The sequence below is a fragment of the Psychrobacter sp. APC 3281 genome (genome assembly GCF_030407815.1).
Lineage (GTDB): Bacteria > Pseudomonadota > Gammaproteobacteria > Pseudomonadales > Moraxellaceae > Psychrobacter.
In genome coordinates, this window is record NZ_JASDCS010000003.1 from 302,828 (window position 1) to 324,691 (window position 21,864).

Genomic DNA, 21,864 nt, shown 5'->3' on the forward strand with positions numbered 1-21,864 from the left:
TTTTTGTCACCTGATGTGCTATCATCGTTGAACGATCTATCGTGGGTTTAACAGTTTTGTTGTTTCCGACCATGACAATAGTCTCATGGCGGCGTGACAAACCTTGCAACTTCCAGCACGATATAAAACAACTCTGGTAAAGCGCATGAGCCTGTACTCCGACAACCTCATTTGTGCCTGATTTTTTGCCTATTTGGGCGTATATCATACTTTTTCGTCGGAGTAACAGGAGTCTAAGGTGTTCAATATCATGAGTCACATTGTTAACCCATCTAAATATACCCGTCGTTATCACCCACGCCATTCTCTAGCGCAATATATTATCAATCAAATAGAGTCGCTTGAGCTGCGCCCGCAAGATATCGTCAAGCAAATGGGTTATCCTCTTAAACATACTATTCCAGCCTATGACCGCCTGCGCCATGTACTGTCGAGCAAATTTCTTGGGCTTGATGGTAGCTATATGGACAAACATTTTACCGCTGATGAGTTTTTGGCAAAACTATTTGCCGTACTTGAGATACCGTATCAGCCATTCGCAGAAGATATTGCTCAACTTAAATATGACTTGGCGAATCACTCTAATACGCTACCCATATATAGCTTAAGAGCGGAAGTAGATTTTACATTTACGAGTGCTGATAATTGGATGTCTCGTGGCGCGGCTTCACGTTTTGCCCAAGTATACTTGCCTAGTGGTTTTGCCAAATTAGACGATGCTCAACGTAAATCAGTGATTCAAGACAGCATCATCGAGCATTATCAGCAGTATGAGGGCAGTTTGCCATACGATGGTGTTATCAAAGGTTATCGACTGACGATTGAACAAAACAACCATGTGGTTGATCATGCAGAGTATGGATTGCCAAAATCTAGCAGTATTTAAAATGCTGTGAGTATGTGAAGAGTGTAATAATCTAAGCTCATCGACTAAGAAGCCTTAGTATAAATTAGAAGACGCAGTATAAAAAAGCCTCACTTTATTGTGGGGCTTTTTGGTTTTTAATATTAGATTTTTTGTCTTATGTTTCAGGTTTAGAAATAGCGCGCCATAAAATCACAAATAGCGCATCAAATTCTGCATTTAATGGCGTCTCTGTTTGGCGAATGGTATGCATTAAGCCAAGTCGACTAATAAATCCCATAAACACATCGAAGAGTATATGCAGTGGAACGGTGTCGTTGAGCACCCCGCGATTTTGCCCATCTTCTAGTACCGCCAAAAACGCGCCAATTAGCTCTTTGTTTTCATAGATTGCGATATTACGTATGCGCGAGGCCGAGACTGAAGACAGCACCATCACCGCATCTGGGTGCGAGTCGACAAAATCAAAGCAGACCCACAGCGTCTTACGTAGACGATCTTGTACGCTATCAATCCCTTGCAGATGATCCATAATACGAGCGGCTAATCTGCCAAGTACGATATCCATAATGGTATAAAACAGCGTTTGCTTGTCCCCGAAGTACTTGTAGAGCGTTTGCAAGGAAACGTTTGCAGACTTTGCAATCTGCGCCATCGTCACCTCATTCGCATCAAGTCCTGCAAAGACTTTACGAACGGCCTGTTCAATTTTATCCAAAGTTGCGGGCCGCATATCGGATAGGGGCGCTAGAGATCGAGTTTGCGTAAAGCTATCTGACTGATTAAAGGTTTTCATATTTATCGCTTCTTAAAGTATTGGCTATTTGATACGTCCTACCAGTTAAATGATTTACTCGATAATTTAACGTAATTAAATTAACAAGTAATGTAGATTACCATTTTTATTTAATTGATTGCGAAGTAGTTTTTCGTAGCCTAGTATAAGACTAATATATTAATAAATACAAAGAATTTATCGCATATATATAACGGTAATATAAATTACCACAATTTAAAAAAAGGCTTAGATATAGTCAGTTTAATATAATTTCGATATAAGGAAACCGAGTGCGAGTTATACATTAGTATGCTTAGCGAGGATGACGATGTAGCGGATTTATATAGACTTGACTATATAGTTTTATTCACTCCACCTTCTCAAGGATAGACATCATGAGTATCGAAAAATTCACCCCAAACTGGATGACTGAAGAACATCAGATGGTGTATGACAGCGCCTTAAAAATGTTTCAATCTTGGGAGCCAAAGGATGAGCAGTGGCGCAAAAACGGCATGATCGATCGCGATGCATGGGAAGAAGCAGGCGAGATGGGGTTTCTGTGTGCGGCGATACCAGCTGAGTATGGCGGTGGCGGCGGCGATTTCGGTCATGAGGCCGCGCTTATCTATGCACAGACTGAGGCCAATCAGTCAGGATTTGGCGGTATGGTGCATTCAGGTATTGTCGCGCCTTATATTTTAGCCCACGGTACTGAAGAACAAAAACAAGCGTGGCTACCAAAAATGGCAACAGGTGAATATATCGGCGCTATCGCCATGACCGAGCCTGGTACTGGCTCCGATCTACAAAACATCAAAACCTATGCAGTAAAAGACGGTGATGATTACATTATCAATGGCTCTAAGACTTTTATTACCAATGGTCAGCACGCCAATCTGATTTTATTAGCATGCAAAACAGATCGTGAACAAGGCGCGCAAGGTGTCTCACTTATCATCGTAGAAACGGACAACGTAGAAGGGTTTGAGCGTGGACGTAACCTAGATAAGCTTGGTCTGACCTCGCAGGATACCTCAGAGCTTTTCTTTAGCAATGTACGTGTACCGCAAACCAACCTGTTGGGCACGGTAGAAGGCATGGGCTTTATACAGATGATGCAGGAGTTGCCACGTGAGCGCCTCATCATTGCGCTATCAGGGGTCGGTTCGATGAAGCTGGCTATCAATCTAACACTAGATTATGTAAAGGGCCGTGAAGCCTTTGGCAAACCTATTTGGAAATTTCAAAATACCCGCTTCAAGATGGCAGAATGCTATGCCGATTATCTTGCTGCCAGCACCATGTGTGATGCGGCAGTCGATGCGATGTTAGATGGCAAACTGTCTGTACCGCATGCCTCATTGATCAAATACTGGGTCACCGAAAAACAGTGCGAAGTCATCGATGAATGCGTGCAACTGTTTGGTGGCTATGGCTATATGACTGAGTATCCTATCGCCCGTTTATATGCTGATGCGCGCGTGCAAAAAATCTATGGTGGCACCAATGAGATTATGAAAGAGCTGGCTTCACGCTTTATGTAGACGCTTATATTATAAGACTACAATAATTATTGTTTATTTAAAAAATAAAAAAAGGATTTTTTATGACTGAGACCGCTTACATTTATGATGCTATCCGCACGCCACGCGGCAAAGGAAAAAAGGACGGCTCTTTGTATCAGGCGTCACCAATTTGGCTGACACGTACCTTATTAAAGGAGATGCAGCAGCGTCACAACTTGGATACCAGTTTGGTCGATGATGTGGTGCTTGGCTGCGTGACCCCAGTGGGCGAGCAAGGCTCTGATATTGCGCGTATCGCCGTCATTGATGCTGGTTGGGCACAAAGTGTGGCAGGTCTTACCTTGTCTCGTTTTTGTGCCTCTGGTCTAGAGTCTATTAATCTTGCGGCTGCCAAAATCATGTCAGGTATGGAAGACATGGTGGTGGCGGGCGGTGTTGAGTCAATGAGCCGTGTGCCGATGGGCTCTGATGGCGGTGCTTGGTACATGGATCCGCGCGTCAATGAAGCGACGCATTTCGTACCGCAAGGGGTGGGCGCAGATACCATTGCAACGCTCAAAGGCTTTAGCCGTAGCGATGTCGATGCTTTTGCCACCGAATCACATCGCCGCGCGGCGCAGGCTTGGGAGAACGGGTATTACGACAAATCTGTTGTCCCTGTCACCGATATCAACGGCATGATGCTATTGGATAAAGACGAAACCATCCGTCCTAATACCAATGTCGAAACCTTAGCGGGTCTTAAACCTTCTTTTATTATGCCAGGTAAAATGGGCTTTGATAGTGTGATATTAGACCGATACACCACGATTGAAACCGTCAATCACGTGCATCATGCAGGCAACTCTTCAGGCATTGTTGATGGGGCAGCGATTTGTTTGGTTGGTAGTGCTGCTGCTGGTCAAAAAGCAGGTCTAAAACCACGCGCCAAAATTACAATGGCATCAGTCATTGGCTCAGAACCTGCCATCATGCTGACAGGTCCAACACCAGCTTGCCAAAAAGCCCTTGATAAAGCGGGCATGCAGGCCTCTGACATAGACCTATGGGAGATTAACGAAGCATTCGCTGCTGTCCCGATGAATACCGCTGATGATTTCGGACTCTCGCTTGATATCGTCAATGTTAATGGTGGTGCAATCTCCATGGGTCATCCGCTTGGCGCAACGGGCGCGATGCTGATGACGACGGTCCTCGATGAGCTAGAACGCCGTGATCTTAAAACTGCCATGATCACGCTATGCGTGGGCGGTGGCATGGGCATTGCGACCATCATTGAGCGTGTTTAACTTCTTTTTCAAATAAAATGAAAACAAGTAGACAAAAAATAATAGATAAAGAATCATTTAAGGGATAAAAATGATGACAAATAACCAGGTAGCTAACCAGACAGCAGATAGCGTAACAGCCATTAACGCACTAGAAAATTTCTCCGCCCAGCGTGATAACGATGGCATTGTCACCATTACAATTGAACAAAGCAAACGCAAAATGAATGTCATCGGTGACGGTTTTACGGAGTCGTTCGCCACGATGGTCGATAGCGTTATCAATGATGACACAGCCATAGGCTTGATACTCACATCGGCCAAGGAAACCTTTGTGGTTGGCGCAGATATTGATCAATTGAACCAGATAAAGACAGCCGAGCAAGCATTTGCATTGACCGAAACGCTCAAAGGAAGTTTGCGTAAGCTTGAAACTTCAGGAAAGCCTGTGGTCGCTGCGATGACAGGAACGGCGCTGGGCGGCGGTCTAGAATTGGCACTTGCCTGTCATTATCGCATTGCGATTGATACGCCAAAGACCAAGCTTGGTCTACCTGAAGTCAAATTGGGCTTGCTGCCGGGCGGCGGTGGTACGCAGCGTTTGCCGCGATTGGTCGGTATTCAAATGGCACTGGAGCTCATGACGCAAGGCAAAGAATTACGTGTCGCTGCGGCAAAAGAAATCGGTCTCATTGATGCGACAGCCACCGATCAAGCAGACATGCTGAAGCAGGCTAAAAACTGGATTCAAAATAATCCAAGCGTGCAGCAGCCATGGGATAAGAAAGGCTTTAAAATCCCTGGCGGTGATAGCAAGCATCCAAAGATAGTGCCTATATTCTCCGTCGCCCCAGCCATGGCCAACCAAAAGTCACACGGCAACTATCCAGCGATTACTCACATTATGTCTTGTGTGTTTGAGGGTTGCTTGGTAGATATCGATACAGGGCTTGAGATTGAGTCGCGTTATTTTGCCGCTTGTGTGCTGTCCCCTGAATCAAGAAACATGATCAACACCTTATGGACGCAGCTCAACAATATCAAAAAAGGTCAGTCTCGCCCTCAAGAGTTTGAACGCATAACCACTAAAAAAGTCGGTATCTTGGGCGCTGGCATGATGGGCGCTGGCATTGCCTATGTCACTGCCAAAGTAGGTATAGACGTTGTCTTATTGGACACAGATATTGCCAATGCTGAAAAAGGCAAAGCGTACTCTACCAATATTTTGGATAAAGCCATCAGCCGACAGCGTGCTACCGAAGAGAAAAAACAAGCGCTCTTAACACGTATTATACCAACTGTTTCTTATGATGATTTGGCTGATTGTGATCTCATCATCGAAGCGGTATTTGAAAACCGAGAAATCAAAGCCAAATGTACCCAGCAGAGTGAGGCGGTGATTCCAAGCACGGCTATTTATGCGTCTAATACCTCAACGTTACCTATTACAGGACTGGCAAAAGCCAGCACTCGTCCACAACAATTCATCGGTCTGCATTTCTTCTCACCAGTAGATAAGATGCCGCTCGTTGAGATTATAGTAGGTGAGCGAACCGATGATGCAACGCTCGCCAAAGCGTTCGATTATGTGCTCCAAATAGGCAAGATACCTATCGTCGTCAATGACAGTCATGGCTTTTATACCTCGCGAGTATTTGGTACTTATGTATCAGAGGGTATCGCGATGCTGGGTGAAGGTGTGCATCCGCGTAGTATCGAAGTCGCTGGACTGAAAACAGGGATGCCTATGCCGCCCTTAGCATTGCAAGATGAAGTGTCATTGAGTCTCGCATTACATGTCAGCGAGCAGCAGCAGGCGGATATGGCAGCCGAAGGCAAGTCTGTCACTGTGCGCCCTTCTTACGAGATACTAAAGACGCTGGTCAATGAGCATGGGCGCGAGGGCAAGAAAAATGGCAAAGGGTTCTATGATTATCTAGGAGACGGTAACAAACATCTATGGCCTGAGCTTATTAACTTATATCCACCAAAGTCAGAGCAACCCTCACAGCAAGATTTAGTTGATCGCTTGATGTTTATTCAAGCCAATGAATCTGCCAAGTGTTATGAAGAAAATGTCGTACGCTCGGTTGCCGATACCAATATAGGGTCTATCTTTGGTTGGGGGTTTGCACCGCAGCATGGCGGTACTCTACAGTTTATCAATGCGATGGGCATGAACGAATTCATCAAACGTAGTCGCGAGCTGGCGGCAAAATACGGCGAACGTTTTGAGCCTGCTCAAATTTTGCTAGACATGGTAGCTAATGGCGAGGCGTTCTCTGATGACTGATGCGCATGTATCAAATCATGATCAAATGGCGGACTGTCTGAAAGGGTTGCAAGTGTTAGATCTGACTCGTAACCTACCTGGGCCTTTTGCCACGCGTTTGCTTGCGGATTTGGGCGCTGACGTCCTTAAAATCGAGCCCAAACAAGGTGATCCTGCTCGGGTATTTGGTGAGCTCTTCGTAGCTCTAAACCACGGTAAGAAGACCGAAAAGCATGACTTTCATGATCCCAAAGCGATTGAAGCTATAAAAGCACATCTTAAAGAAGCTGATGTGATGCTGGATAGCTTTCGCCCAGGTGTCTTGGCAGAAATGGGGCTAGATTCTAAGACCCTGCATGCCATCAATCCAAAGCTAGTAATAGTGTCAATCACTGGCTATGGCGTAGCAGGCAATTACACAAAAGAAGGTACTTATTTAGAAGATGCTGACTCAACAGGTGGTTCTGAAGTGAATCATGACTGGGCCAACAAAGCCGGTCATGATATTAATTTTATGGCTATGAGCGGTGTACTAGATCAGCTAAAAACAGCGCAGGGTGAGCAGGCTATGCCTAATATCCAGTTTGCGGATTTGGCAGGTGGTAGTGATACAGCAGTGATAGCACTGTTGGCTGCCGTATTTGCCGCGCAGCGTACGGGCAGGGGACGACACATTGCTATTAGCATGACGCACAGTTTGTACAATCATATGGTCATGCCAAAGGTCACAGGCAAACTGATTAATAGCCTTTCAGGAAATGGCTTAAACGACACTCTACTGCCGCATCATGACTTTTTAGGCGGTGCATTACCATGCTATCGATTGTACCAAACCGCTGATAAGCGGCATATGGCGGTTGGTTCCTTGGAGTTGAAATTTTGGCAAGGGCTATGTCAGGTATTGGAGCTACCGTCGCTTAAAGAAATACACTGGCAACTTGGTATTATGCCCAATAGACCTGAGAGTGAAGCTGCGACCAATACAATAGCGGAAAAATTTGCCAGTCAAACGCTTGAGCATTGGCAACGTATATTTGCAACAACGGATGTCTGTGTGACCCCCGTGCTAAGTTTGCAGGAAGCCAAAGCTCACCCTTTATTTGCACATCAAGATGAACATCATGCGACGTCAGGGTGGCAACAGGTGAATTAATAATTAGTATGTAATAGCTCTAGAGAAAAGAGAAGAAGATATTGAGCCGCTGCTGGCTAGTATCTTTTCTTAGTCTTTATTATTCTAACTGTCTGTATAAACCAGAGTGATTGAACTTGTATATTTATAACTGTCTATCTAAAATTGCCTGAATAAGAGACAATACGCCCATAAATCCTAAAGTTTTATAGTAATTAAAAATAGTAGCACGTTCAAAGGCTCTTAGAGATTGAGCAACACAGACATTTAATAAATTCAACTTAAGTAAAAAGGCAGTTCTGAATGACCAAACATAACCCGTATAATTTTTTACCTTTGCAGCCAACAGGTAGAAACGAGACCAATACTGCTAATACCTATGCTCCTGAAGATATGATTAAAATATACGAGCAGCAGTTTCTCATTCAAGTGCCGGAAGAAACGCTGACCGAGTTTTTGCCAGCGTTAAAAGCATTTTATGATATCGATAACCACACCTTAGATGTCAGTGCCATTATTTTCGATGCAATTGCAGACTCCGCTATCATTTATAATCACAAAATTAAAGTCGGCAACTATCAGATATTAGGTGAGTTGATAGAAGAGGCGATTGAATATGATGAAGACAACAAAAGTGATGAAAGCGCTGAGAGTGAAGAGATTCAAGCCTATACATTAGAGTGCCAACGTACATTTTTCATCAATGATATAGAAATACCTTATCATTTCAATCTATTTATTTATGGCGATGGTTATTCTACTTTGACCAAAAAAGAAACCGTACTAGAAAAAATGTATTGGTTTGTCAGAGGTAGGTTTGAAGAGGATTTATTAGATGACGCTGAAGATAACGACAGCTTAGAATCTATTAATGCGCAATTGGCCAGTTTAGGTATTCGTGAAATGGATCTGACGACTGTAGATGAAATAATCAGCTATGTAGAAGGCAGCATCATTGACGACCCAATGGTAGACGAGCTTAACAAACTGTTGGATGATGCTGAATAGTGTGGAAGATAAGTTAGTAGAGTAATCAGCAAAAGAACAGATTTGAAAATTATATAGCTGAAAAACTAGAAAAAAGCCTCACTGCTCGTATGATGAATGGTGAGGCTTTTTAAATTCCTAACCTCATAAACAAGTTCTTTCGACATCATCCAAAATTACATGACGCGATACATTTCTAGGTTTTTACCCATCTCCCCTCAAAGGGTCAGTCGATTTCCTATATAATGTGAGCTATTTCATCATTATTGATTCATTCAATTCAGGCTTTTTTTCTTAGTAAAAAAAGCTTCTTATCAGGTAAAACGGTGCTTTATGTTCAACGCTTCCTCGACTCGTTTAAATAAATACATCAGCGAAAGTGGTATTTGCTCTAGGCGAGACGCTGACCGCTTTATTGAACAAGGTAATGTATACATCAATGGCAAACGTGCGTCGGTAGGTGATCAGGTGGTTGCTGGTGATGCAGTAAAGGTCAATGGGCAGCCTATTGAGCCGCGAGAGCCTGATGATTTTATTTTTATTGCATTAAATAAGCCAGTGGGCATTGTAAGTACTACAGAAAGCTCTGAGAAAAATAATATTGTCGATTTTGTGCGACATAGTTTACGTATTTTTCCGATTGGTCGTTTGGACAAAGATTCTCAAGGTTTGATCTTTTTGACTAATAACGGTGATTTGGTCAATAAGGTACTACGTGCGGGTAATAATCACGAGAAAGAGTATCTAGTTACCGTAAATAAGACGTTAACGGATAGTGTTATCGAAGGTTTGGCGGGCGGTGTGCCGATGCTTGGCAAGATGACCAAAAAATGCCCAGTGACTAAAGTGGCTCCTAATGTGTTTAATATCACGCTCGTTCAAGGTCTAAACCGTCAAATTCGCCGTATGTGTGAGCACTTTGGCTACGAAGTCGTCAAGCTTGAACGTACGCGGATTATGAATGTAAGTCTCAAGGGTCTTCCCGTTGGTGACTGGCGAGACTTAACTCCAAAAGAGCTGTCCGTGTTACTTAAATCTGTAGAAGATTCTTCTTCGCAAGACAATCATTCAAGCAAGAAATCTCGCAATGCGCCACGAAAGAAACCTCGTACGGATGCTTCGTCAAAGTCAAAATCCTCTGCAAAATCGACAGGTGCAGCAAAAGGCCGTAACAAATACGCCAAGGATGATGCTAGAAAACCAGCAGGTTCTAAAGGTAGGGATGGACGTCCTACTGGTCGTGGTAAGCCGTCAGGGGGTAATGGTAAGTCCGGAGGCAATGGTAAACCTGCTACCAATGGCAGGCGTCCTTCAAAGGGACGCGGCTCTTCACGGTAATAATTTTTCACAATGTGACTGCTATATTTATTTCTAAAATAGCAGTAAGCTAAATAACTTTAATCTTAACGAGATCATATTATGTTTAAAATAAAAGTAGAGCGCATTGTCAAAAAACCGATTGATGAGGTATTTGAAGCACTGAGTGACCATGCCAGTTATGGCTCATTTAAAGCGGTAGGAGTTGCTAAGTTATTAGCTGAAGGTAACGACGAGCGCAATGGCGTCGGGGCTTTACGTAGCATTCAAACGGGACCTGTTAAGTTCTGGGAGCGGATTACAGCGTTTGAGCGTCCTACTCATATGCAATACCAAATCGAAAAATCTAAACCTATAAAAATGCAGCATGATAAAGGTATCATTGATTTAAAAGACTTGGGCGATGGCACCACACACGTGACTTGGGTATCTGAGGGTCGATTGATTGTACCATTGCCATTAATCGGTCGCCTATTTGACCGTCAAATGCAGAAACAAGGAACCATAGGGTTTAGTAGTATACTCAAATCTATAGAAAGCCGCTAATCTAGCGGCAATATTGTCTTCTTCGATATAATTATATAATGGTGGCTCTTTTATTTGAGCCACTATTAGTTGGTTTTAATTCGTTTTGTTCTTGGCAGCTTCAATTTCATTAAAACGTGCCAACTGTTCTGGTGTTGCTTTTTGCTGATACTTCTCTTTCCACTCAGCGTAAGGCATGCCATAAACAAGCTCGCGAGCATCCTCGTAGTCGATTTCAATACCACGCTCTTCACCAGCAGCTTTATACCATTTGGATAAACAGTTACGACAAAAGTCAGCCAAGTTCATCAGCTCGATATTTTGTACATCTTTACGCTCGTCTAAATGAGCCAATAAGCGACGAAATGCCGCGGCTTCTAATTCGATGTTTGATTCTAATTTTGCCATAAAGTTTTCCCTGATTGTCATTGAGCTATTTTAGAACTGAGATGATACTAATGATATAAACATTGCGCAACCTGTGTTGATCTATATCAAAAACGCGCACAAGAAACCCCATCATAGCAGCGGTTTATTAGCTTAAACCTTTTTGATTATACTATTAAACCACGCTTCATTTCTATCTGCTCTTTGGTCAATCGTGAGCCAAGTTTTTTCTTCAACTCTATAATTAATTTCTTGCTTTATGGCTTCCCATCGTTTTTCATTCATATCGCTAAAGAAGCGACTATTATCAAGTAAGCTTTATAAGAAAGGTAAGAAACTTTAGACATGAGCTGCGTGACAGAGAGTTGGAAAATATAGCGACAAAATAGGGTATTCATCTTCACAATGCGAAAAAGCTTTATCAAAATGTGAGTAGCTTAAGTAATAACGATAAATTTATCACCCAAGTCAAAGGTCAAACTGCTCAAGCGATTATTACCACGGCATTTTATTTGTGCAAAATGGAGAGTAGAAGTTTAGTTAGCCAGTATTAATGAGTTTTTTTCAAATATTGCAAGTCACCATACCAGTATCCTGCAGTAGCTCCGCCGTCGATCAAGAAGTCACTACCCGTAATAAAACGACCCTGATGACTCATCAAAAATGCTGCAAGATCACCAACTTCATCTGGTGTTCCAGCTCTACCTGACGGGCTTTTCGCCAACATGTTTCGGTATCCCTCGCCACGCGGTCCATTTAACTCATCATTCGCCAATGGTGTAATGATGATACCGGGGCTAATGGTGTTTAAGGTTGCGCCGCGTTTACTCCATGCCGTTGCTTCATACATGACTCGCAAGCCGTTACATCTTTTAGAGTATTGGTATGCTTTTAATGTGTCATCAATATTTTTTATCAAGGGCAGGTCTAATAACGACTCAGTCGGTGTTGTTGCTAATAAGGTATTGTCTTGCTCAAATAGGGCTGCTAATCGATGGCCAGATTGCGATGATATGGTGATACCTGAACCGCCTGCTGCGATAATCTTACCAAATTCTTCCAGTAATACCGCTGTACCATACAGATCGACATGCAAGATAGCCTCAATCGAATCCTGTGAAGGCGATAATCCCGCTGCGTTGATAAGGTGCATCACACTACCAAATTGCTGAGCATGATCAATGAGCTGTTTAATCGAGGCTCTAGAGGATAAATCGGTGACCATGACACTGGTATCAAAACCTGCATCATTGAATATTTTTGCCGCTGTTTGGGCATTTTTCTCACTAATATCAGCAAGCACGATATGTCTGCCAGCCCCAACGCGTCTGGCAATCGCTTGCCCTATAGACCCTGTGCCTACCAATACAACGACCTGTTTGTTTTCCATTACGTACTCCTCGTGATCAGTGAATTATCTAAATTATAAAGCCTATAGATTGTTTTACTAGATCACATAAACGCAATGTCCTTATGAGTTTGATTCATTAATCAGCTCATTACGAGTTTAATTCAATCATTAGAAGCTACTCCTATCGATGTTTTTAAACCTTTATCTATGGGTGAAACCTCAGTGCCTCTGCAATCAATTTAAAAGCAGGGGAGGACAGTTGCCGATTTGGATAATATAAATAGTAACCATCGAAGGGTTGGCACCAATCAGTGAGCACCTCGATTAACTCGCCCGTTTGTATCTGACTCTGTACCATATCTTCAGGTAAGTAAGCGAGACCAATACCTGACAATACGGCGTCCAAACGATTTTCTGAACTGTTGAATACCACTTGTCCTTTCACGTTAACTTTAATTTCTTTACCGTTTTTTTCGAATTCCCAGGCATAAATAGTATTAAAAGTGGGCAAACGAATATTGATGCAATTATGGTGCATTAAGTCACTAGGATGTTTAGGGATTTTTATTTGTGAAAAGTATTTAGGACTGCCCACAACAGACATACGAAAAGGGGCAGAGATTGGCACGACAATCATATCTTGATCGAGATTCTCACCTAAGCGAATGCCAGCATCAAAACGATCTGCAACGATATCAACCAGTCCATAATTGACATTCAACTCAAGGTTGATGTCTGGAAATTCAAATAGTAATGGTCGTAATTTGGGCCAGACAATATGATTGATCGCATGTTCGGCAGCCGTAATTCTGACGGTTCCAGCAGGCTTGTCCTTAAAATCATTAACCAATTCTAGCTCTAAATCAATCTCACGCAATTTGGGTCCTACGGAATGAAGCAGTCTTTCTCCTGCTTCTGTTGGTGACACGCTGCGTGTCGTTCTATAAAGCAGCCTTACGTCCAATTTAGCTTCCAAATTGCGAACAGTATGACTCAGTGCTGATTGAGATACACCCAAGACGTGTGCAGCTTTAGTAAAGCTGCCAAGCTCTGCCACTGTGACAAACGCCAATAAGTCATTGTAATTTTTATTCATATAAACCCAAATCTGATTGCCAGCATTGACTACCTATATTAATGAAAAAATTTCATAAAGTAATCCTGTTTTACCCATCTAATCAAAACAATCTTATCCATTTACAATAGATATTGTTCAGTCGGCTTTAGGTTATATCGCCATTACAGAATCTCAAGATGGCACACCAGTGATTTGGTTAAAGCCAATCAAAAATAACGATTATTTAGGAGAATAACTATGAAACAACGTCAACTTGGCACTAGCGGTCTTAATGTCTCAGAACTTGGTTTGGGCTGTATGGGAATGAGTTTTGGTTATGGCAATCAGCCAATCAAATCTGATGCCATCAAATTGATTCAACACGCTCATACACAAGGGGTTACTTTTTTCGATACAGCGGAGTGTTATGGGCCATTTACCAATGAAGAAATCGTTGGTGAAGCGGTTAAACCTTTTCGCGAGCAAGTTGTTATTGCAACCAAATTCGGCTTTAAAAATGGGGTTGTTGAGCAAGGCGTAGACAGTCGTCCAGCCAGTATTCGAAAGATGGTAGACGCAAGCTTAAAACGTCTAAAAACCGATTATATTGACCTGTTATATCAGCATCGTGTCGATCCTGATGTACCGATGGAAGAGGTTGCAGGTACAGTTAAGGACTTAGTTCAAGAGGGTAAGGTGAAGCATTTGGGTTTATCAGAAGCTGGTGTTGATGCTATTCGTAGCGCCCATAGCGTATTTCCTGTGACTGCAATACAAAGCGAGTATTCATTGTGGTGGCGTGAGCCAGAACAAGACATCTTCCCAGTGCTTGAAGAGTTGGGCATTGGTTTTGTACCTTTTAGTCCATTAGGTAAGGGCTTTTTGACAGGTACTATCGATAATAAGACTGAGTTTGCTGACGATGATTTTCGTAACCTTGTACCGCGTTTTTCGGTTGAAGCTCGTCAAGCCAATCAAGCTCTTGTCGATCTCTTAACCCAAATTGCAACACAAAAAGAAGCGACAAATGCTCAAGTGGCACTCGCATGGATCTTAGCGCAAAAACCATGGATTGCTCCTATCCCAGGAACGACTAAAACTCATCGTTTAGAAGAAAATGTAGCAGCGGCGCAAGTCAGCTTAACCAGTACAGAACTGGCAATGATTGAAAAAGCAATAGCAGACATTGACATTGTTGGTGACCGTTATCCGGCTCACTTACAAAAGCGTATTAACCGTTAATCTATTTATAGTCTCTCTATTTATAGCTTCTCCATTTACAATCTATACAGATAATACCAATAAATAATACTTAGTAAGGAAAATATCAATGAAGAATATTACTTTAAATAATGGCATTGAGATGCCCATTTTAGGCTTTGGTGTCTATCAAATCGAAGAGCCTGAAGCTTGTGAGCAAGCCGTCGCTGATGCCATTAGGGCGGGTTATCGTCACATTGATACCGCAGCCTCTTATATGAATGAGACCGCTGTAGGTAATGCAATCAAAAATGCTGATGTACCTCGTGAGGCGTTGTTTATTACCACGAAGTTGTGGTTGCAAGATACCAACTATGAAGGTGCAAAAGCACAATTTTCACGCTCGTTACAGCGTTTGCAGCTTGATTATGTTGATCTTTATTTGATTCATCAACCTTATGGTGATGTACATGGGGCTTGGCGTGCGATGGAAGAGTTACAAGCGGAAGGTAAGATTCGTGCCATTGGTGTCAGTAACTTTACGCCAGATCGATTGGCAGACTTAATAGCATTCAATCATGTGGCTCCTGCGGTCAACCAAATTGAAGTGAATCCATTTCAGCAGCAGCTCCAAGCCATTCCATATATGAAGCGTAACCACGTTCAACCTGAAGCATGGGCACCTTTTGCTGAAGGTCGTAATAATCTATTTAGCCACCCAGTTTTGAGTAAGATTGCTGAAAAACACAACAAATCTATTGCTCAAATTATCTTGCGATGGCTCGTGCAACAAGAGGTGGTTTGTTTGGCTAAAACCGTAAACTTTGATCATATGCAACAAAACTTAGCGGTATTTGATTTTGAATTAGACAGCGATGACATCAACACCATCATATCTTTAGATACCAATACTAGCTCGTTCTTCTCACACCGAGATCCAGCCATGGTTGAGTGGATAGCGGGTCGTAAGATGGATGTTTAATCACAAACATAATTAAGATTCAAATAGTAAGCTGAAAATATGGATACCAAAGTACAAAACCCTGCTTTGGTATCATGCCAAGGACTAAGGAATGAAAAAATAATGAACCTAACCGCACGATGTTTTACTCTGAAAACACTTGTATGCCACGGTCTAGCGGTCATATTATTGATCACAGTTTCTGCCGTCAGCTTTGCAGCTAATAAAGCTCCAATTATGCTCGAAAAGCAAGGTAACTTCTCCGCAGGTGGAACTGTTATCTATACTGAAGGCAAATTTGATGGTAAACAATTATTTAACTCTCAAGGTCAAACTTTACATGGCGATCATGCGTCGGTTTTTTATCAAATTCCAGTTGATGCTAAACCTTACCCATTAGTTTTTCTCCATGGCGCTGGTCAATCAGCCAGTACTTGGGGAACAACACCTGATGGTCGAGAAGGATTTCAATCTCTATTTTTGCGCAAGAAGTATCCAGTTTACTTAGTCGATCAACCGCGCCGTGGCCGTGCGGGACAATCAACTGTCTCGATGGAAGTCGAAGCCACAACTTATGATCAAATGTGGTTTAACATGTTTCGTATAGGTCAATGGCCAGAGCGATTTAAAGGCGTTCAATTTCCTGATAAGCCCGAAGCTTTGAACCAATACTTTCGTCAAATGACACCTAATACCGGTCCTTACGATGAGCAGCTTATCAGCGATTCATTAGCTCAAGTGTTTAAACGTTCAGGTGACAGTGTCCTTATCACACATTCTCAAGGTGGTGGCCCCGGGTGGTGGACAGCAATTAAGAGCGATAAAGTCCGAGGTATTGTGTCTTATGAACCCGGCAGTGGCTTTGTTTTCCCTGAAGGTGAAGTACCAGATGCAATGGAAAGTGGCACGGGTAAGCTTACTGCAACACCAGTTTCTATAGAGCAATTCAAAAAGCTCACTCAAATTCCTATTATCATTTATTACGGTGACAATATCCCCAGCAAGAAAAGTGATAACCCGGGGCAGGATAACTGGCGCGTACGAGTCAGCATGGCGCACCTTTGGGTTAATAAAATCAATCAATACGGTGGTCAAGCGCAAGTCGTCGAACTGCCGAAAATTGGGGTATATGGCAATACACACTTTCCATTCTCAGATTTAAATAACGAAAAAATTGCTACTTTATTAGAGCAATGGTTAGAGAAGAATAAACTCAGTGCCCAAGAATAGCAGTGACAATTTTCATTAAAACTGACCGTTAACCTCAGTGAGCAAGCCAGATTGGTTCCCTCACAGTTTCATCTTTTTATAGGTGATCTACCATGAAAAAATGGCGTTTCTTTTTACTCATTAGCCTATGGGTGAGTCTCTTAGGCTGTACACAACAGAGCAATCTTACTATGACAGAAACAACAACGAAAAATCCTTCTATTCTCATTGTTTATGTATCACGTACTCAAAACACCAAAGCAGTTGCAGATATGATTCAACAGTCCGTTGGTGGAGATAAAATCGCTTTAGAGCTTGTTGTTCCTTATCCAAAAGATTACGAAAGAATGGTGGATCAAGTGCATCGTGAAAATGAGACACAAGCCTTGCCCGCTCTAAAAACAAAAATAGAAAATATGGATCAATATGACACTGTTTTTGTGGGTTTTCCGACGTGGGATATGCAGTTGCCACCACCTCTAAAACGATTTTTTCATCAGTATGATTTAGCAGGAAAAAAAGTGATTCCTTTTAATACCCATGCAGGATACGGCGTGGGCAGTGGCTTCGATACCGTAAAATCACTCTGTAAAGATTGTGATGTGCGACGCGGCATAAGTATCGAAGGTGGCAAAGAAAAACAAGGACGCTTATTGGTAATACAAAAAGATTATGCAAAACAAGTACGTAATGATGTAAATCAATGGTTACAGCGTTTAGGGTTTGACTGATTTTTAAGAGTACCGATACCCTAGATTTCATTGTTTAGTTCATCATTAGACGATGGTAACCGCTATTTAAAAGACAAATTATGACTGATAATACTTCTAAAACCGCTTCTACTACAGGTGCGTTATTTCTCTCTATTTTAGGTGCTTTGATGGCAGTGACGTCACTGTCAACGGACATTTATTTGCCTGCCATGCCAGAGATGGCCAAAGAGTTACAAGGAGACGCAGAGCTTACGATCACAGGTTTTTTAGTCGGTTTTGCTATTGCACAGCTCGTGTGGGGACCAATTAGCGATCAGATCGGTCGTCGAAAACCCTTATTTATTGGAATGGTGTTATTTACGATCGGCTCGCTCGGCTGTGCACTGTCTAATAGTATGGAGCAGATTATTTTCTGGCGGGTATTTCAAGCCTTTGGTGCGTGTACCGCGCCTATGCTGGCTCGAGCCATGGTGCGTGATTTATTCTCTCGTAATCGTGCGGCACAAATGCTATCCACCCTCATGATTATTATGGCAATAGCGCCTATAGGAGGCCCACTACTTGGTGGGCAAATCATCACATTTACCACGTGGCATAGTATTTTTATATTGCTTGCAATCATTGGTGGTGTGTTGTTTTTTTCGATATTTTTATTACCAGAAACGCTTCCTATCAATAAACGCAAAAAAGCGTCAATAAAATCAGCATTTGTGACTTATTTTAATTTGCTGAGTCAAAAAACGTTTATGCGCTATACTTTGTGCGTGACTTTTTATTACGTCAGTGCTTATGCCTTTATTACAGGTTCACCAGCCGTATACATCACTTACTTTGGTATAGATGCCCAGCATTATGGGTGGCTATTTGCTGTGAATATCATTGGTGTGATGGGAATGAGCTTCATCAATCGCTTCTTAGTTCACCGTTTCGAGTTGTCTTCACTTCTTAAAATTGCGACCAGTATTGCCACCTGTGCGACAGTCATTATGGCGGTAACCTTCAAAGCAGATCTTATGCCTATATATTTTATTATTGGGATGGCATTTATATTTTTCTCAATGAATGGCATTGTCGCGGCGGTCGCTACCGCAGCAGCGTTGGACGAAGTACCAAGTATCGCAGGTTCTGCTTCTGCTTTGATAGGTTCCTTGCAGTATGGTAGCGGAATCATCTCGACACTCTTATTGTCTTATTTTAGTGATGGGACGCCATGGGCAATGGTATGGATTATGTGTCTATTTGCCTTGTTCAGCTTTTTAATTGTGTACAAAGCAAAGTAATCAGTAGAGTAGATGACTTTCCTATCAGCTCAATATCACAAACTGTTTTTTCAGCTGAGCAATCTATTATTCAGTTTCTTCATCTTATCACTAGGCCAAAGTACCAATAGTAAAGCCACTCTCGCATACTAAAAATAAAAAAGAGTCCGAGGACTCTTTTTATAGATGTTCTATTAGTGGTTCAATCATGAACCCGGCAATTCAACTTTATTTGCACGCATCGCCGCTATTACGCCACCATCCATCAAAATATCACTGCCAGTGACAAAGCTTGCGTCGTTACTCAGGAGGTAATCAGCCAGTACCGATACTTCATCAGGTGATGCTAAACGTTGAGCTGGAGAGGCTGAGATAAACGCACGGTAGCCATCGCCAATGTCAGAATTTAACTCATGTTGTGCAAGTTCAGTAGATACAATGCCCGGGCTGATAGAGTTGACACGAGCGCCTTTTTCTCCCCAACTTAGACAAGCTGCTTGAACTCGCAAGTGGTTTGCTGTTTTAGATAGGCAATATGCTGTCATTGAATCTGTTACGTTTTCAGAGCTTAAACAGTCTAGTTGAAGAAGCTCATCAGTCGGCGTAAACGCAAGTGCATTTTGGACTTCTAGTGGTAGTGCTGGTGTCATATGTCCGGCCATGCTTGAAATAATAAGACCTGAACCCTGTTGATGGATAACCTCGCCAAACGCTTCAAATACGAGTGCTGCGCCGTACAAGTCAACCTCAAGGATTTTTTTGGCAGACGCCATATTTGGCGATAAGCCAGCAGTGTTAACCACCTGCATTACATTACCTAGACTGTCTGCTTTTTCTGCTAACTGTTTTACCGATTCACGCGATGTCACATCAACCAGTTGTGTATCGACGTGATAACCCGCTGTTCTCATTTGCTGCGCGGCTTCATCCAAAACTGTTTGATTGAGATCAGACAACAAAATTGTTTTTCCAAAACCAGAGCGGCGAGCAATGGCAATCCCAATGCCGCCTGTACCAATAACTACCATGACATCTTTTTTCATTTTAATATCCTCATATCTTGCCGTATAAATGGCTAGTATCTGTTTAAGAGCAAAAGCAAGTTTCGCTATCGCTTATAGAGAAAACAGGCTGATATTTATGCTATTTTGTCTTCTCTATAGTAGATATAAGATACGTTGATAACTCGGATGACGCTGCTTTGCTATTGTGCAAACTGTGCTGGTATTGCTAAAAAATACATAGTTTAAAAAATGAAAAAACCTTGTGAGAATAAAAATGACAGATTCAGTAAAACCAGAAATGACGTCTGCTGAAGCAATCGATAAATATCCTGCTGGTCTTCAAGTATTTCGTGTAAGTAATGGACCATGGAGTAACGTGCAGCTATCGATTTTTTCACTCGAAAGCGATTGTGAGCAATTCTCAATGCCTGCTATCTCTGAACCGATGATTGTATGGGTAATGTCAGGAGAAGCCACCACCCAAGAGCGTGATAATGGTAATCATAAGTGGAACATCCACCATGTCAAAGCCGACTCGCTGTACGTGACAGCGGGTGGAGCTAAATATGATTTTGGCTGGAAAAGACACTCGGATGAGCCACTCCAAGTGTTGATGCTGGTTATCAGCCAATCGATATTTGATGAAGCATTAAGGGAACAATATGGAAAAAACAGCTCTCACGCATATCTTACAGATTACTCTGGAATCGATGACCCACAATTGATCTCTCTATTACAATTATTAAAAGCTGAAAGCAAAACACAATCACCTAGCAAGTTATTTATTGATAGTGTGGCAAAAGCGATATCGGTTCATCTAGCAAGGCAATATACAGATTTGATAGATGTCTCAAAAGATTATAAATCGGCTTTACCCAAATATAGAGTGAAACAAGTCCAAGATTGGATGGTCGAACATCTAAGAGAAGAGTTTTGTCTTTCAAGGGTAGCGCAGTTGGTTGGGATGAGTGATTACCACTTTAATCGTTTATTTAAGCAAGCAGTAGGAATGCCACCTTCTCAATACCATATAAAATTAAGGATTGATGTGGCCAAACGCTTATTAAGAGAAACCGAATTGAATGTTATCGATGTGGCACTAGAAGTGGGATATACAAACGCCAGTCATTTTGCCCGATTATTCCGCAAAAAAACAGGAATGACACCAAGCCACTACCGTCGCCAATCCTAATTATATTGAGACAAGAATTACGGGCTAAATTAAGATTTTACGATAAATAAAAAATGCAAAGCTATTACTCAAAATCTAATATTAATGACATCACTTAAATAGAGTCTCGAATAATAACGATAGTGCTAAAGCTTTGTCTATGTACGGTTAGCATCATGTTTTTGGTTATAGAGATATGATTACTATAGATAATTGTTTGCTAGATTGATAACCCCAACATCTTATCAATTATGGATTTATTATTGAACTGCGCCGACTATATCGGAGAGTGTTTTACTTGAATCAGGTAGCAATACCTGACATGATGAAACTATCATCATATCGCTTTTCAAACTCAAAAGGTGGCATATAACTAATCGTACACCATACCAGTATTCATGCGATTAGATACTTTTCAACCAACGATAGCACGGGCAAAAAATTAACAATAAAAGCGGTATACACCCAACTACTCATTGTCTTGATATAACTGAGGTCCGCAACTCAGAGTGAGCTATGCTGAAGAAACCGTAGAGGTAAACTTGGTAAACTAAGAGTATCAACCGGAGTTTACCATGACCAAGAAAGTAAGAACCTACAGTGACGAATTTAAAGCAGAAGCCGTTAAGAAGATAGCAGACAATAACGGTAATGTTTCAGCCACAGCCAAGCAACTTGGCATAGCGATGCAAACCTTATCTAACTGGCAGAACAACGCCAATCAAGGCAAGCTTATTGGCACAGAACAATATGATCCTGATCTTATGAGTGCTCTTCAAGAAATAAAGCAGCTCAAGCAGCAGCTTAAAGTAGCCGAAGAGGAGTGAGCTATGCTGAAGAAACCGTACAAGTAAACTTGGTAAACTAACGACTCAACGA

Annotated in this window: 19 protein-coding genes and 1 pseudogene; 15 read left to right on the forward strand and 5 right to left on the reverse strand. The window is 42.1% G+C overall.

Going from position 1 to position 21,864, the window contains the following annotated elements; all coding sequences use genetic code 11:
* The first annotated feature begins 250 nt into the window (after positions 1–250).
* Positions 251–886, forward strand: coding sequence for a hypothetical protein (locus tag QL886_RS03760; RefSeq protein ID WP_290177682.1), 636 nt, complete (start codon positions 251–253; stop codon positions 884–886).
* Between the two features lie 136 nt (positions 887–1,022).
* Here the strand turns inward: QL886_RS03760 and QL886_RS03765 are convergent, their stop codons facing one another.
* Positions 1,023–1,661 carry a TetR/AcrR family transcriptional regulator gene (locus QL886_RS03765; protein WP_290177683.1) on the reverse strand — a complete coding sequence of 213 codons (639 nt, stop codon included), beginning with the start codon at positions 1,659–1,661 and terminating at the stop codon, positions 1,023–1,025.
* A gap of 377 nt (positions 1,662–2,038) precedes the next feature.
* Here QL886_RS03765 and QL886_RS03770 point away from each other — a divergent pair, with 377 nt between their 5' ends.
* The 7 genes from QL886_RS03770 (at position 2,039) to QL886_RS03800 (ending at position 10,694) form a co-directional block, all read left to right on the forward strand.
* On the forward strand, positions 2,039–3,190 hold the full coding sequence (locus tag QL886_RS03770; RefSeq protein WP_290177684.1) for an acyl-CoA dehydrogenase family protein: 1,152 nt from the start codon (positions 2,039–2,041) through the stop codon (positions 3,188–3,190).
* Between the two features lie 62 nt (positions 3,191–3,252).
* On the forward strand, positions 3,253–4,461 hold the full coding sequence (locus tag QL886_RS03775; protein ID WP_102090553.1) for an acetyl-CoA C-acetyltransferase: 1,209 nt from the start codon (positions 3,253–3,255) through the stop codon (positions 4,459–4,461).
* 70 nt (positions 4,462–4,531) lie between these two features.
* Positions 4,532–6,733 (forward strand): 3-hydroxyacyl-CoA dehydrogenase NAD-binding domain-containing protein, encoded by a 2,202-nt coding sequence (locus QL886_RS03780; RefSeq protein WP_228707004.1) that lies wholly within the window; start codon positions 4,532–4,534, stop codon positions 6,731–6,733.
* Positions 6,726–7,865, forward strand: a complete 1,140-nt coding sequence (locus tag QL886_RS03785; protein WP_290177685.1) for a CaiB/BaiF CoA-transferase family protein — start codon at positions 6,726–6,728, stop codon at positions 7,863–7,865. The genes QL886_RS03780 and QL886_RS03785 overlap by 8 nt, the downstream gene beginning before the upstream one ends.
* 282 nt (positions 7,866–8,147) lie before the next feature.
* Positions 8,148–8,852, forward strand: a complete 705-nt coding sequence (locus QL886_RS03790) for a hypothetical protein (RefSeq protein ID WP_102090550.1) — start codon at positions 8,148–8,150, stop codon at positions 8,850–8,852.
* Positions 8,853–9,164: 312 nt separating this feature from the next.
* Positions 9,165–10,169 (forward strand): 23S rRNA pseudouridine(2604) synthase RluF, encoded by a 1,005-nt coding sequence (gene rluF, locus QL886_RS03795; protein ID WP_102090355.1) that lies wholly within the window; start codon positions 9,165–9,167, stop codon positions 10,167–10,169.
* 81 nt (positions 10,170–10,250) lie between these two features.
* Positions 10,251–10,694: an SRPBCC family protein gene (locus QL886_RS03800; RefSeq protein WP_102090354.1), complete on the forward strand. Its 444-nt coding sequence runs from the start codon at positions 10,251–10,253 to the stop codon at positions 10,692–10,694.
* A 75-nt stretch (positions 10,695–10,769) separates the two neighbouring features.
* Here QL886_RS03800 and QL886_RS03805 read toward each other — a convergent pair whose 3' ends face one another.
* The 3 genes from QL886_RS03805 to QL886_RS03815 form a co-directional block, all read right to left on the reverse strand.
* Positions 10,770–11,081: a DUF1244 domain-containing protein gene (locus QL886_RS03805; protein WP_102090353.1), complete on the reverse strand. Its 312-nt coding sequence runs from the start codon at positions 11,079–11,081 to the stop codon at positions 10,770–10,772.
* 529 nt (positions 11,082–11,610) lie between these two features.
* A complete protein-coding gene (locus QL886_RS03810) occupies positions 11,611–12,450 on the reverse strand; it encodes an SDR family oxidoreductase (protein WP_102090352.1) in 840 nt (279 codons plus the stop codon).
* 166 nt (positions 12,451–12,616) lie between these two features.
* Positions 12,617–13,507: a LysR family transcriptional regulator gene (locus QL886_RS03815; RefSeq protein ID WP_290177686.1), complete on the reverse strand. Its 891-nt coding sequence runs from the start codon at positions 13,505–13,507 to the stop codon at positions 12,617–12,619.
* A gap of 219 nt (positions 13,508–13,726) precedes the next feature.
* Between QL886_RS03815 and QL886_RS03820 the strand changes: the two genes are divergently transcribed.
* From QL886_RS03820 to QL886_RS03840, 5 genes are all read left to right on the forward strand, one after another.
* Positions 13,727–14,710: an aldo/keto reductase gene (locus QL886_RS03820; protein WP_102090573.1), complete on the forward strand. Its 984-nt coding sequence runs from the start codon at positions 13,727–13,729 to the stop codon at positions 14,708–14,710.
* Between the two features lie 88 nt (positions 14,711–14,798).
* Positions 14,799–15,650, forward strand: coding sequence for an aldo/keto reductase (locus QL886_RS03825; protein ID WP_102090574.1), 852 nt, complete (start codon positions 14,799–14,801; stop codon positions 15,648–15,650).
* A gap of 39 nt (positions 15,651–15,689) precedes the next feature.
* A complete protein-coding gene (locus QL886_RS03830; protein ID WP_228707008.1) occupies positions 15,690–16,859 on the forward strand; it encodes an alpha/beta fold hydrolase in 1,170 nt (389 codons plus the stop codon).
* A gap of 92 nt (positions 16,860–16,951) precedes the next feature.
* Positions 16,952–17,569 carry a flavodoxin gene (locus QL886_RS03835; protein ID WP_102090576.1) on the forward strand — a complete coding sequence of 206 codons (618 nt, stop codon included), beginning with the start codon at positions 16,952–16,954 and terminating at the stop codon, positions 17,567–17,569.
* Positions 17,570–17,649: 80 nt separating this feature from the next.
* Positions 17,650–18,831, forward strand: coding sequence for a multidrug effflux MFS transporter (locus tag QL886_RS03840; protein ID WP_102090577.1), 1,182 nt, complete (start codon positions 17,650–17,652; stop codon positions 18,829–18,831).
* A gap of 185 nt (positions 18,832–19,016) precedes the next feature.
* On the opposite strand, the gene QL886_RS03845 is transcribed toward QL886_RS03840, so the two are convergent.
* A complete protein-coding gene (locus QL886_RS03845; protein WP_102090578.1) occupies positions 19,017–19,853 on the reverse strand; it encodes an SDR family oxidoreductase in 837 nt (278 codons plus the stop codon).
* Between the two features lie 235 nt (positions 19,854–20,088).
* On the opposite strand from QL886_RS03845, the gene QL886_RS03850 reads away from it, so the two are divergent.
* Both QL886_RS03850 and QL886_RS03855 read left to right on the forward strand, forming a co-directional pair.
* Positions 20,089–21,006, forward strand: a complete 918-nt coding sequence (locus tag QL886_RS03850; RefSeq protein ID WP_102090579.1) for an AraC family transcriptional regulator — start codon at positions 20,089–20,091, stop codon at positions 21,004–21,006.
* Between the two features lie 554 nt (positions 21,007–21,560).
* Positions 21,561–21,809: pseudogene (locus QL886_RS03855) on the forward strand (transposase); the annotation flags it as partial.
* Between the last annotated feature and the right edge of the window lie 55 nt (positions 21,810–21,864).

Excerpts from the sequence above, each read along its gene's own strand:
- QL886_RS03760 (WP_290177682.1), top strand. The coding sequence starts at position 251 with ATGAGTCACATTGTTAACCCATCTAAATATACCCGTCGTTATCACCCA.
- QL886_RS03765 (WP_290177683.1), bottom strand. The coding sequence starts at position 1,661 with ATGAAAACCTTTAATCAGTCAGATAGCTTTACGCAAACTCGATCTCTA.
- QL886_RS03770 (WP_290177684.1), top strand. The coding sequence starts at position 2,039 with ATGAGTATCGAAAAATTCACCCCAAACTGGATGACTGAAGAACATCAG.
- QL886_RS03775 (WP_102090553.1), top strand. The coding sequence starts at position 3,253 with ATGACTGAGACCGCTTACATTTATGATGCTATCCGCACGCCACGCGGC.
- QL886_RS03780 (WP_228707004.1), top strand. The coding sequence starts at position 4,532 with ATGATGACAAATAACCAGGTAGCTAACCAGACAGCAGATAGCGTAACA.
- QL886_RS03785 (WP_290177685.1), top strand. The coding sequence starts at position 6,726 with ATGACTGATGCGCATGTATCAAATCATGATCAAATGGCGGACTGTCTG.
- QL886_RS03790 (WP_102090550.1), top strand. The coding sequence starts at position 8,148 with ATGACCAAACATAACCCGTATAATTTTTTACCTTTGCAGCCAACAGGT.
- rluF (WP_102090355.1), top strand. The coding sequence starts at position 9,165 with ATGTTCAACGCTTCCTCGACTCGTTTAAATAAATACATCAGCGAAAGT.
- QL886_RS03800 (WP_102090354.1), top strand. The coding sequence starts at position 10,251 with ATGTTTAAAATAAAAGTAGAGCGCATTGTCAAAAAACCGATTGATGAG.
- QL886_RS03805 (WP_102090353.1), bottom strand. The coding sequence starts at position 11,081 with ATGGCAAAATTAGAATCAAACATCGAATTAGAAGCCGCGGCATTTCGT.
- QL886_RS03810 (WP_102090352.1), bottom strand. The coding sequence starts at position 12,450 with ATGGAAAACAAACAGGTCGTTGTATTGGTAGGCACAGGGTCTATAGGG.
- QL886_RS03815 (WP_290177686.1), bottom strand. The coding sequence starts at position 13,507 with ATGAATAAAAATTACAATGACTTATTGGCGTTTGTCACAGTGGCAGAG.
- QL886_RS03820 (WP_102090573.1), top strand. The coding sequence starts at position 13,727 with ATGAAACAACGTCAACTTGGCACTAGCGGTCTTAATGTCTCAGAACTT.
- QL886_RS03825 (WP_102090574.1), top strand. The coding sequence starts at position 14,799 with ATGAAGAATATTACTTTAAATAATGGCATTGAGATGCCCATTTTAGGC.
- QL886_RS03830 (WP_228707008.1), top strand. The coding sequence starts at position 15,690 with ATGGATACCAAAGTACAAAACCCTGCTTTGGTATCATGCCAAGGACTA.
- QL886_RS03835 (WP_102090576.1), top strand. The coding sequence starts at position 16,952 with ATGAAAAAATGGCGTTTCTTTTTACTCATTAGCCTATGGGTGAGTCTC.
- QL886_RS03840 (WP_102090577.1), top strand. The coding sequence starts at position 17,650 with ATGACTGATAATACTTCTAAAACCGCTTCTACTACAGGTGCGTTATTT.
- QL886_RS03845 (WP_102090578.1), bottom strand. The coding sequence starts at position 19,853 with ATGAAAAAAGATGTCATGGTAGTTATTGGTACAGGCGGCATTGGGATT.
- QL886_RS03850 (WP_102090579.1), top strand. The coding sequence starts at position 20,089 with ATGACAGATTCAGTAAAACCAGAAATGACGTCTGCTGAAGCAATCGAT.